The sequence below is a fragment of the Achromobacter sp. JD417 genome (assembly GCF_041879325.1).
GTDB lineage: Bacteria > Pseudomonadota > Gammaproteobacteria > Burkholderiales > Burkholderiaceae_B > Achromobacter > Achromobacter mucicolens.
In genome coordinates this window covers 2,892,875-2,902,447 of sequence record NZ_CP087159.1, presented here as the reverse complement: position 1 = coordinate 2,902,447, position 9,573 = coordinate 2,892,875, and the positions used below count along the sequence as shown (strand labels likewise).

The window sequence follows — 9,573 nt, the reverse complement described above, 5'->3', positions numbered from 1 at the left end:
GGGGCCGTCAGGCACTACGCAGACAACCACGCGCTGGTCACGCGGCTGGCGTAGCCAGCACGTTTAGCGCTGGGTCCTGTTCTGCTGGCCTGAAGTCTGACCTTGTTGATTCCGGTCTTTCTCCATTTGCTGACCCGATTGCCCGGGCTGTTGACCCGGCGACTGATTGCGGTCCCGCGGATTTTCCTGGGACTGTTGCTTTTGCGGTTGCTTCTGCTGGTCGGGTTGGTTCTGGTTGGCCATTACAAGTCTCCTAGTAAGCGGAGATATTCCGCCCAGATACCAGAGCAACCGGCGTGCCCAACGCAGGCGCGGCGGGCGGGTCCAGGGCGGCATTTTCAGGGGACGGGGCCGGGGCTGGGCAATTCCCGCGCCGGTCGGTAAAAACTACGCTCGCGCAGGACGAGGTGAGGCGGCGACTACGCCACCGTGCGTAGCACGACAGGGCGCGCGGACTCGGTTTCCTGGCTGGGACCATCGAACGCATCCAGCCACGACGACGCATAAGCGGCGGGCGCGGCCAGCGGCTCGCCGCCGTCGCGTTGCGTGCGCAGACGCAAGATCAATTCGTCCAGCGGCATGGGCCGGCCCAGCGAAAAGCCCTGCCCGTACCGGCATCCCGCCGCACGCAGCGCGGGAATGTCAGCGACGTTTTCCACCCCTTCGGCCACCACGCGCCAGCCCAGGCGGGTAGCCAGCTCCGCGGCGGTGCGCAGCACCTCAAAAGCCACGGCGCTGCGGCGCATCCGCGTCACGAAATACTGGTCGATCTTCACCTCCGACAGCGGAAGCGCCGACAGCAGCTTGAGCGACGCATGGCCGGTACCGAAATCGTCCAGGCTGACTTCGCAACCCGCCTCTTCCAGCCGGAGCAGCGACGCGCGCAGCACGTCCAGATCATGGATGGGTTGGTCTTCGGTCAATTCCACGCGCACCAGCGAGGGTGGCAACTCAGCGGACCGCACGCGATCCAGCAGGAAATCGATGCAGCGCGTCTCGGAAAGCGTGGTGGCCGGCGCATTGATCGCCAGCGGCACCGCCAACCCCAAACGGCGCAGTGTCTGGAGCGCATCGATGACCCGCACGCAGACGCGCTCGAACAGCATGCAGTCCAGCCCAAGCCGGTTCACGGCCGGGATGAAGTCCGACGGCATCACGATGCCCAGTTGCGGATGCTGCCATCGGACCAATGCTTCGGCCGATACGATCCGGCCCGTCAGCAGGTCCACTTGCGGCTGCAGGAGCACGCGCAGCCCGTCCCGGCTGGTGATCATGGCGGTAATTTCCGCATCGCTGACCACGGAATTTTGGCAAGGCTCAGTGTTGATCATGGCTTGCTCCAGATGCGCTCCGACGTGACGCCTGCGCTGTCCGGGCGCAGATCGGGACACGATATTCGGGCATTCTGCGCTCACTCCGCCATAAAGTCACACACATGTAACCAGAGGTGTTAAGGTGCGGAAATTCATTTTTCACGCGGCATTGCGGGCGCGCTGCAACACGGGCCTGACGGTGTCTTGTCGACATGGTAGGGTTGCCGTCTTCGGGCCCGGCCCGCGTTCCATTTCCGCTGTATTTCCCCTCTCCGCGTGACTAGTCTGCTTACCCGTTGGCGCGCTTCCCTGCGCAATGTGCTGTGGCTCGATGCCCTGCAAGCTGCCGCCATCAGCGCGGCCCCCGTCATCCTTGCCGTGCTGGTGCACGAACCCCGGTTGGGCTGGACCGCCATCGCGGCGTTCTGGGCCTGCTTCGGCGACCCAGGCGGCCCCTTGCGCAAGCGCGCCGGATCGATGCTGGCGCTGGGCTTGATCGGCGCCCTGTTCTGCCTGCTGGCCAGCGCCAGCGCGGCGCACCTCTGGCTGCTGTTGCCTCTTACGTTTGTCTGCTGCACGTTCGGCGGGCTGCTCCGCGTGCTGGGACCGGCCGCCGCCATCGTGGGCACCCTGCTGTCGGCCGGCTTCGTCGTTGCCGCCGAGCTGCCCGCGCCGACGCTGATGGAAAGCCTCTGGTACACGCTGTTTTTCCTGGCGGGCGCGGTCTGGGCCATCCTGATGACGGCGCTCGTCTGGCGCCGCCGCCCCTGGAAGGACGCGACCCATGCGGTCGCGCACTGCTACCGGGGGCTGGCCGATTTTTCCGACGCGCTGGCTCGCATGTATTCGGGCCTGGCGCCCGCCGCGGGGCAACAAGCCTGGACCGCCGTCGTCAAGCCCCAGCGCAGCGCCCAGCGCGCCGCACTGGAAGCTGCCCGCGTCCGCATCCGCGAAGTGCTCGATGCCCGGCCGTCGCGCCGGGCCCGCGCGCATCAATTGATGTACCTGCTGGACAGCGCCGAGGACAGTTTCATCGCACTGGTCGCGGCCGCCGACCTGCTGGAATCGAACGCGCCGCGCTGGCTGGGCCGCAGCGCCGGCGCCCACCTGTCGCACGCCCTGCACCGCTACGCCAGCGTCTGCAACGCCATCGCCAGCACCTCCGATGTCAGCGATGCCAAGCAGGCCGATTGCCTGCGCGAGCGCCTGGCCCACTACAACGCCGGGCTGCGCGATCTGCGCGGCGGCGCCATGGCCTACGCGCCCGACCTGGCCACCGTGGTGCCGGTGCTGGACCGCCTGCTGCACACCGCTCAGGCGGTCTCCCACAGCCTTTTCGACCAGGGCGCCACGCCCGCCGCGCCCGCCCAACGCGCCCGCGATGCAAGCGGCGCGCGCCAGGCCTGGCAAACGTTGCGCCAGAACCTGCGGTTCGAATCCGATGCCTTCCGCCATGCATTTCGCGTCGGCGTGGGCGCCACCATTGCCGTCGCCCTGTCCAAGACCTTTGCCGTCAACCACGGCTACTGGATGTCGCTGACGCTGGTCTTCATCCTGCAGCCGTATTTCGCGACGACGTGGCAACGCACCGTCGAGCGCGTGATCGGCAGCGTGGCGGGCGCCATCGGCGCCTCGTTGCTGGGACTGCTGCTCAGCACGCCGCTGTCGGTGGCGCTGGCGGTGCTGCCGATCGCGCTGGGCACGTTTGCCGCGCGCACCATCCATTACGCGCTGTTCACCTTTTTCCTCACCTCGCAGTTCGTGCTGGTCAGCCACATCCAGCAGCCCGAGATCTACGAGCCCATGCTGGCCGCGCTGCGCGCTTTCAACAGCGTGCTGGGCGGCATCCTGGCGCTGCTGGTGGGCTTTCTGGTCTGGCCCGAGAAGGAACCGCGGCAGCTTGCCGGCGCCCTGACGCGCGCGCTGCAGCGGCACGCGGACTACGCGCTGGCCCTGACGCAGGAAAAGAGCGGCGACGCGTCTTCGCAGGACATCGTCGGCCTGCGCAGGCTTGCCTGCCTGTCGGCCGACAATGCCGAGGCTTCTCTCCAGCGGCTTCAGCAGAATCCGGTGCATCGCGAGCGCAACGTGGACACCGCCGTGAATCTGCTCAACGCCATGCGCCGCATCACGGCGGCGGGTACGGTGCTGGAAATCCAGCCAGCGCTGCCCCCGGCGTCAGCGGCGGCCGCCGCGCTGCGCGACTACGGCGCCAGGCTTGCGCACGTGCTGCACCCCGAAGGCCCCACCCCACCCGGAGACGCACGCCGCATCGGCGTCCCGCCGGTCATCGCCGACGCCGAACCGGCGCTCGCCGCCCCGCTGGACCGCATCGCCCAGCAGGCGCGCCAGATCCGGCAACTGCGCGAACGCGTGCAGCGCGACGAACCGCCGCAATAACGGCCTCTCATTGCGCCGGCGAGGCCAAACTCAGACAGGTTTGACGCACATCAATGGAGCCCGCGGGCGAAACGGCAACCATACGGTGGCACGCTTTTAACCAAGGAGGCCCACCATGTACCGCCGCATTACCGTCCACCTGGACCACGGGTTTGACTGCACCCGCCGCACCGCGCTGGCGCTGGGACTGGCCAAGCGCCACAAGGCCGAACTGGTGGGGGTCTACGCCAGCTCCGCGCCGCCGCAGTACTACTACGGCGAATCCGTCATGATGTCGCGCACGCTGAACATCATGAAGAACTTGCAGGCACAGAATCGGGGTGAGGTACAAAACGCCTTTCTGGAAGCGGCAGCGGCCGCCGACGTGCCGGCCGTCGTCCGGGCCGGCGAATCCTCGCCCAGCGCCACCGTTGCCCTGCACGGCCGGGCCAGCGACCTCATCATCGTCAGCCAGCAAAACCGCGACGACGTCGAAGCCGCGCACGAAAACGAATTCGTTGAACAAACCTTGCTGACCGCCGGCCGCCCCGTCATGGTGCTGCCGTCCAGCGGTGATTTTCCGGTGGTCGGCGATCGGGTCCTCTTGTGCTGGGACGGCAGCCGCGAAGCCGCCCGCGCGCTGGCCGATGCGGCGCCGCTGCTACAGGGCGCCTCGCATGTGGTCGTGCTGACCATGGACGAAGGGGCCGCCACGCGCAACGTCGAATCCATCCCCTTCGAAGACCTGGCCACCTATTGCGTCGCGCATGGCATCCCCGCGCCCGATCACGTGCGCCGCGACATCAAGGGCGTCGGCGTGGGCAGCACCATCCTGAATGCCGCTGCGGACTACAGCGCGGACCTGATCGTCATGGGCGCGTACGGCCACAGCAAGTTCCGGGAATGGGCCATGGGCGGCGCCACCGCTTCCATCCTTAAAAGCATGACCGTGCCCATCATGTTCTCGCACTAACGCGCATCCCCTGCCCGCCCACACGAAGCCGTGCCCCTCACCGGGCGCGGCTTCGGTGCATTTCGGAGCGGAGCAGTATCAGGCCGCCTCGGGCTGCACGTCGCGAACCGGCGTCAGCACCGGCTTGCCCGCAAAATGCGCCGTGGCGTTTTCCAAGAACAGCGCAACCGTGGCGGCCACGGCTTCAGGCGAGCGGCCCGCGCTGTGCGGCGTCAGCACCACGTTGTCCAGTTGCTTGAGCGCATCGGGTATGAACGGCTCGCCGTCCACCACGTCCAGGCCCGCGCCCGCGATGCGCCGTTCGGCCAGCGCCGCGATCAGCGCGTTGGTATCGACCACGCTGCCCCGCGCGATATTGATCAGATACCCATCCGGACCCAGCGCCTCCAGCACACTGGCGTCAACCAGGTGATGCGTGCCGGCGCCGCCCGGGGTGGCCACCACCAGAAAGTCCGATTCCGCGGCCAGCGCGCGGGGGTTGTCGAAATAGGTGTAGCCCGACTCCGGCCGGGCGCGGCGGTTGTAATACCCGACACTCATGCCGAACCCATTCGCGCCCCGGCGGGCGATTTCCAGGCCGATGGTGCCCAGGCCCAAAATGCCCAGACGCTTGCCGCTGACCTGCGGCCCCATGAAGCCGCTCCAGTGGCCCTGCCGGACCCAGGCGTCCGCCTGCGGCAGCCGGCGCGCCGCGCCCAGCAGCAGCGCCATTGCGTGATCGGCGACAGAAACCGCATTGGCGCCCGGGCCGTTCGTCACGACAATGCCGCGCGCATGCGCCGCCAAGAGATCGATATTTTCATAGCCGACACCAAGCGAACAGACGATGCTCAGGTTCGGCAGCGCGGCCATTTCGTCGGCCCGCAGGCCAGTGGCGCCACGCGTCAGGACGGCGCGGATCTGCCCGCCATGCGCCTGGATGGCCTGCGCGCGGGTCTGGTCGGTGGTGGCGAGAATCGGGCGAAAGCCCTGGGATTCGATGACGGGAAGATAGTCCTGAACGCTGTCGATCAGGATGAGTAAGGGGATGCTCATGGGGCTGCGGGATCTAGGTGGGTTGCTGCTGAAACCCGCAGATCTTACGCCCGACGCGGCGCGCGCGCCAGAACGGCAGGGCCGCCCCGGGCCCTGCTCGCGGCCCGCCAGACGCGCTGGCGTCCGGCGGCCATCAGCGTGTCATGGCGCTATATGCGTCCCATCAACAGCAGCACGATGAGCACGATCACAACGATGCCCAGGAGGCCGCTCGGGTAGTAACCCCAGCTACGGCTGTGAGGCCAGGCGGGGACAGCGCCGATGAGCAACAGGATCAGGATGATCAGCAGGATGGTCGACATAATGACTCCTTGGATTTATTGATTTGAGTTGTGGAAGGGGCGAAGGATCAGGCGTCTTTCGGCGGCACGATTTCCTTGACGGGCGGGGACAGCGGCGGCAGGTCCACGTCCGGCTCATCGGTATCCGGGTCTACCGGCAAGTCCCCCGGCGGCGAGCCGGGCGGGATCGGATCCGGCTTCGGCGGCACATGTAGTTGCAGGACGGTTTGCATTGCACTCTCCTCTGAAAATTCTCTCGCGGGCAGCGCGGCCGGTCCGCGGGCGATTCCGGCGGCGCGATTGCCGACAAGGCATTCAGCAAGCGGCGTGCCCAAAGCCTTCCGCGCCCGCGATCGCCGCCGCCGGGAACGCGGCATGCTGTAGCCCAGCGCTACCGCGCGCACCCGGAGATTGAATGAGCACCCGCACGCAAAAGGACCCGGATCCGTTGCCCGTCGAAGAGGCATCGCTGACCTATGTGGACGACACGCAGCCCGGCTACACCCGCGTGCGGGTCAACGCCCATACGTTTCACTATCTGGACGAGAAAGGCGCGCGCATTACCGACGAGGCGCAGATCCAGCGCATCAACGCCCTGGCCATCCCGCCCGCATACGAAAACGTATGGATCTGCCCGCTGGCGGACGGGCATCTTCAGGCCACGGCGCGCGATGCGCGCGGCCGCAAGCAATATCGCTATCATCCCGGCTGGACGGCGGTGCGCGACGCCACCAAATACAAGAATCTGCTGTCCTTCGGTCACGCACTGCCCCGCATCCGGCGTCAGGTCGAGCGCGACATGAAGATACCGGGCCTCACGCAGGACAAGGTGGTCGCGACCCTGGTCCGCCTGCTGGAGATCACCCTGATCCGCGTTGGCGGGCGCGAATACGCGCGAGCCAACAAGTCCTACGGCCTGACAACGCTCAAGCGCCGGCACACGACCGTGGCCGGCAGCCGTTTCCGGTTCAGATTCCAGGGCAAGAGCGGCGTGGCCCACGACGTCACGGTCACGGACCGGCGCGTGGCGCGCATCATCAAGCAATGCCTGGACATTCCGGGCCAGCAGCTGTTTCAGTATCTGGATGCCGATGGCGACAAGCGCCCTGTCGATTCGGGCGCGGTCAATACCTACCTGCGTCACGCCGGCGGCGGCGAATACACCGCCAAGCACTATCGCACCTGGGCGGGCTCCGTGATGGCCTTTGCCGCGCTGCAGGCGCGCCCATTCGAAGACGAGCGCCGCGCCAAGCAGGAGGCGGTGGATGTGATCAAAGCCGTGTCAAAACGGCTGGCGAATACGCCCGCCGTGTGCCGCGCGTGCTACGTGCACCCAGCCATCATGGAGGCCTACCTGACCGGCACGCTGCCCGCGCGCACGGCCGCCCCAGCAGGCCCCCGCGGGCTCAGCGCCGACGAGCGGCGCCTGCTCGCCTTTCTTCATGAGCAGGACGCCGGCGATGCGTGATCAGAGAATCGAGGAGCGCGCGTTCTTGGCGCGGGGCTGCGGCGCGGAGCCGTCTGCCCAATTCGATTCGGTCTTGTTGTCGACCACCTCGCGCTTGTCGCGCGCCGCCTCGTCGGGCGTATCGGCATCGGGTTTATCCGGTAGATTTGGCACGTCGACGGGACCGCTCGGCGGCAGTATCTTAGCGTTGTCCTGCGCGGATTTGCCGGCGCGCGCCGGCGAGGTGGTTTTGGATGTGGACGAAGGTTTCACGGTGTTCTCCCGCCAGTTGCGAACCTTCATCCTACGGCCCCTCGCCCGCAGGAAAAACTGTCAAGACCTTCAAATTGCAAGCGGATGTGCCGCCGCGCCAGCCGCGCCTGTGTGGCCGGGCGGCCGCGGCCGCTCACAAGGAGATGCAATGCGAGACCCAAACTTCGAACAATGTGTGCAAGCCTGCTATGAATGCGCGGTAGCGTGCGATCAATGCGCAGCCGCATGCCTGCGGCAGAATCCGGCGCAGATGCGCGCAAGCATCGCCTTGTGCACCGATTGCGCCGAGGTCTGCCGTTTGTGCGCGGCCATGCTGGCCCGCGGCGGCGAATTCGCCCAGGCGCTCTGCACGTTGTGCGCGCTGGTCTGCGATGCCTGTGCGCGGCAATGTTCCACGCACGACGCCGAGCACTGCCAGATCTGCGCGGGCGCCTGCATCGCCTGCACGCTGGCATGCCGAGACATGGTCGAGGCGTAAGCCTCGCCCCGCCGCGCGGCCGCCCGGGCCGGCCGCAACGGCGCATTTTTCCGCCCGACAGTCAGGAGCTTTCGATGGCCACCACGAATACCCCCATGCCTTCCGACTTCCCCGAGAACGGCCCCGACAATCGTGGCGCCTACAGGCGCTCGCGGCATCCGGAAAGCTGGATCGACGAGCTGGAAGCCACGCTCAGCGACACTTCGGCAACGGACCTTGAAGCCCTGAAGGCGCGCCTGAATGACCAGCTGCAAGCCACGCGCCAGAGCCTGCGCGAGGCGTCCGACAACGCCCATGACCTCATGCGCGAGACCCTGGACTGCACCGAAGACTACATCCACGCGCGTCCCTGGCAGGCAGTCGGGCTGGTGGCGGGCGCGGCCTTTCTGCTGGGCGTCATCGTCGGCCGCCAGTAGGCCGTTCCCGCGCGGTCGCCGGGCACGGCGTTTGCTCGACTTCCATTGCAAGGCGCATCCCGCGCCGCCCAATGGGAGAACACATGAGCACCCCCAAAAGCGCCCAGACCGGCGACCGCCCTCACCCCACCCCGCCCATGCCGGCGCAGCACCTGGACGAACAGCCAGGCGTTGAAGCCGACATGGTGCTCAAGCCCCAGTATCAGGCGCCCGGCTACAAAGGCAGCGGCAAGCTGCAAGACAAAGTTGCGATCATCACTGGCGCCGACTCCGGAATCGGCCGGGCCGTTGCCGTCCTGTTTGCCCGCGAAGGCGCGGACGTCGCGGTGATGTACCTCGATGAACACGAGGATGCCAGGGAGACCTGCCGCGCCGTGCAGGCCGAAGGCCGCCAGTGCCTGCTGATCCCGGGCGACGTCCAGAATTCCGCCTTCTGCAACGAGGCCGTCGCGCAGGTGGTCAAGCACTTCGGCAAGCTCGACATCCTGGTCAACAACGCCGCCTACCAGCAACACACCGAGACGCTGCCGGAAATCAGCGATGAAAAATGGGACAAGACGCTGCGCACCAACATCAGCGCCTATTTCTACATGGCGCGCGCCGCGCTGGAACATTTGAAGCCCGGCAGCACCATCATCAATACGGGATCAGTCACGGGTCTGAATGGCAGCGGCCAGTTGCTGGACTACTCATCGACCAAAGGCGCCATCCACGCGTTCACCCGTTCGTTGGCCTCGAACCTGGCCGAAAAGGGTATTCGTGTGAACGCGGTCGCGCCCGGTCCCGTCTGGACGCCGCTCAATCCGGCCGACCGAAGCGCCGAAGACATCAAGTCATTTGGTGAAAAGACCGATCTGGGACGCCCCGCTCAGCCCGAGGAAATCTCACCCGCCTACGTCTTTCTGGCGTCGCCCGAATGCTCGAGCTATATTACGGGCATCGTGCTGCCCATTACGGGCAGCGCGGGCGACTGAGCGA

Annotated in this window: 12 protein-coding genes; 6 read left to right on the top strand and 6 right to left on the bottom strand. The window is 66.8% G+C overall.

Annotated features, from left to right (window positions below):
• Positions 1–63: 63 nt before the first annotated feature.
• Both LN047_RS13400 and LN047_RS13395 read right to left on the bottom strand, forming a co-directional pair.
• Positions 64–243, bottom strand: coding sequence for a hypothetical protein (locus tag LN047_RS13400; RefSeq protein WP_056317712.1), 180 nt, complete (start codon positions 241–243; stop codon positions 64–66).
• A 176-nt stretch (positions 244–419) separates the two neighbouring features.
• On the bottom strand, positions 420–1,331 hold the full coding sequence (locus LN047_RS13395; protein ID WP_373981990.1) for an EAL domain-containing protein: 912 nt from the start codon (positions 1,329–1,331) through the stop codon (positions 420–422).
• A gap of 258 nt (positions 1,332–1,589) precedes the next feature.
• Between LN047_RS13395 and LN047_RS13390 the strand changes: the two genes are divergently transcribed.
• Together LN047_RS13390 and LN047_RS13385 are read left to right on the top strand one after the other, a co-directional pair.
• Positions 1,590–3,713, top strand: coding sequence for an FUSC family protein (locus LN047_RS13390; protein ID WP_373981989.1), 2,124 nt, complete (start codon positions 1,590–1,592; stop codon positions 3,711–3,713).
• 115 nt (positions 3,714–3,828) lie between these two features.
• Complete coding sequence (locus LN047_RS13385) at positions 3,829–4,665, top strand: universal stress protein (RefSeq protein WP_373981988.1); 837 nt, start codon at positions 3,829–3,831, stop codon at positions 4,663–4,665.
• A 78-nt stretch (positions 4,666–4,743) separates the two neighbouring features.
• Here LN047_RS13385 and LN047_RS13380 read toward each other — a convergent pair whose 3' ends face one another.
• The 3 genes from LN047_RS13380 to LN047_RS13370 all read right to left on the bottom strand — a co-directional run bounded on the left by LN047_RS13380 (position 4,744) and on the right by LN047_RS13370 (position 6,214).
• Positions 4,744–5,700 carry a 2-hydroxyacid dehydrogenase gene (locus tag LN047_RS13380; RefSeq protein WP_373981987.1) on the bottom strand — a complete coding sequence of 319 codons (957 nt, stop codon included), beginning with the start codon at positions 5,698–5,700 and terminating at the stop codon, positions 4,744–4,746.
• Positions 5,701–5,849: 149 nt separating this feature from the next.
• A complete protein-coding gene (locus LN047_RS13375; protein ID WP_076520934.1) occupies positions 5,850–6,002 on the bottom strand; it encodes a DUF3309 family protein in 153 nt (50 codons plus the stop codon).
• Positions 6,003–6,049: 47 nt separating this feature from the next.
• Entirely contained in the window at positions 6,050–6,214 is a 165-nt protein-coding gene (locus LN047_RS13370; RefSeq protein WP_167427925.1) for a hypothetical protein, read from the bottom strand.
• Between the two features lie 182 nt (positions 6,215–6,396).
• Between LN047_RS13370 and LN047_RS13365 the strand changes: the two genes are divergently transcribed.
• Complete coding sequence (locus LN047_RS13365; protein WP_373981986.1) at positions 6,397–7,449, top strand: DNA topoisomerase IB; 1,053 nt, start codon at positions 6,397–6,399, stop codon at positions 7,447–7,449.
• Here the strand turns inward: LN047_RS13365 and LN047_RS13360 are convergent, their stop codons facing one another.
• Positions 7,450–7,731 (bottom strand): hypothetical protein, encoded by a 282-nt coding sequence (locus LN047_RS13360; RefSeq protein WP_226849307.1) that lies wholly within the window; start codon positions 7,729–7,731, stop codon positions 7,450–7,452.
• A 220-nt stretch (positions 7,732–7,951) separates the two neighbouring features.
• Between LN047_RS13360 and LN047_RS13355 the strand changes: the two genes are divergently transcribed.
• From LN047_RS13355 to LN047_RS13345, 3 genes are all read left to right on the top strand, one after another.
• Positions 7,952–8,179 (top strand): four-helix bundle copper-binding protein, encoded by a 228-nt coding sequence (locus LN047_RS13355; protein ID WP_369818495.1) that lies wholly within the window; start codon positions 7,952–7,954, stop codon positions 8,177–8,179.
• A gap of 74 nt (positions 8,180–8,253) precedes the next feature.
• A complete protein-coding gene (locus LN047_RS13350; protein ID WP_056317694.1) occupies positions 8,254–8,595 on the top strand; it encodes a YqjD family protein in 342 nt (113 codons plus the stop codon).
• A gap of 83 nt (positions 8,596–8,678) precedes the next feature.
• Complete coding sequence (locus tag LN047_RS13345) at positions 8,679–9,569, top strand: SDR family oxidoreductase (RefSeq protein WP_373981985.1); 891 nt, start codon at positions 8,679–8,681, stop codon at positions 9,567–9,569.
• Positions 9,570–9,573: the final 4 nt, after the last annotated feature.

Coding starts and splice junctions, on each gene's coding strand:
- LN047_RS13385 (WP_373981988.1), top strand. CDS start 3,829: ATGTACCGCCGCATTACCGTCCACCTGGACCACGGGTTTGACTGCACC.
- LN047_RS13360 (WP_226849307.1), bottom strand. CDS start 7,731: ATGAAGGTTCGCAACTGGCGGGAGAACACCGTGAAACCTTCGTCCACA.
- LN047_RS13380 (WP_373981987.1), bottom strand. CDS start 5,700: ATGAGCATCCCCTTACTCATCCTGATCGACAGCGTTCAGGACTATCTT.
- LN047_RS13365 (WP_373981986.1), top strand. CDS start 6,397: ATGAGCACCCGCACGCAAAAGGACCCGGATCCGTTGCCCGTCGAAGAG.
- LN047_RS13350 (WP_056317694.1), top strand. CDS start 8,254: ATGGCCACCACGAATACCCCCATGCCTTCCGACTTCCCCGAGAACGGC.
- LN047_RS13400 (WP_056317712.1), bottom strand. CDS start 243: ATGGCCAACCAGAACCAACCCGACCAGCAGAAGCAACCGCAAAAGCAA.
- LN047_RS13395 (WP_373981990.1), bottom strand. CDS start 1,331: ATGATCAACACTGAGCCTTGCCAAAATTCCGTGGTCAGCGATGCGGAA.
- LN047_RS13375 (WP_076520934.1), bottom strand. CDS start 6,002: ATGTCGACCATCCTGCTGATCATCCTGATCCTGTTGCTCATCGGCGCT.
- LN047_RS13370 (WP_167427925.1), bottom strand. CDS start 6,214: ATGCAAACCGTCCTGCAACTACATGTGCCGCCGAAGCCGGATCCGATC.
- LN047_RS13345 (WP_373981985.1), top strand. CDS start 8,679: ATGAGCACCCCCAAAAGCGCCCAGACCGGCGACCGCCCTCACCCCACC.
- LN047_RS13355 (WP_369818495.1), top strand. CDS start 7,952: ATGCGCGCAAGCATCGCCTTGTGCACCGATTGCGCCGAGGTCTGCCGT.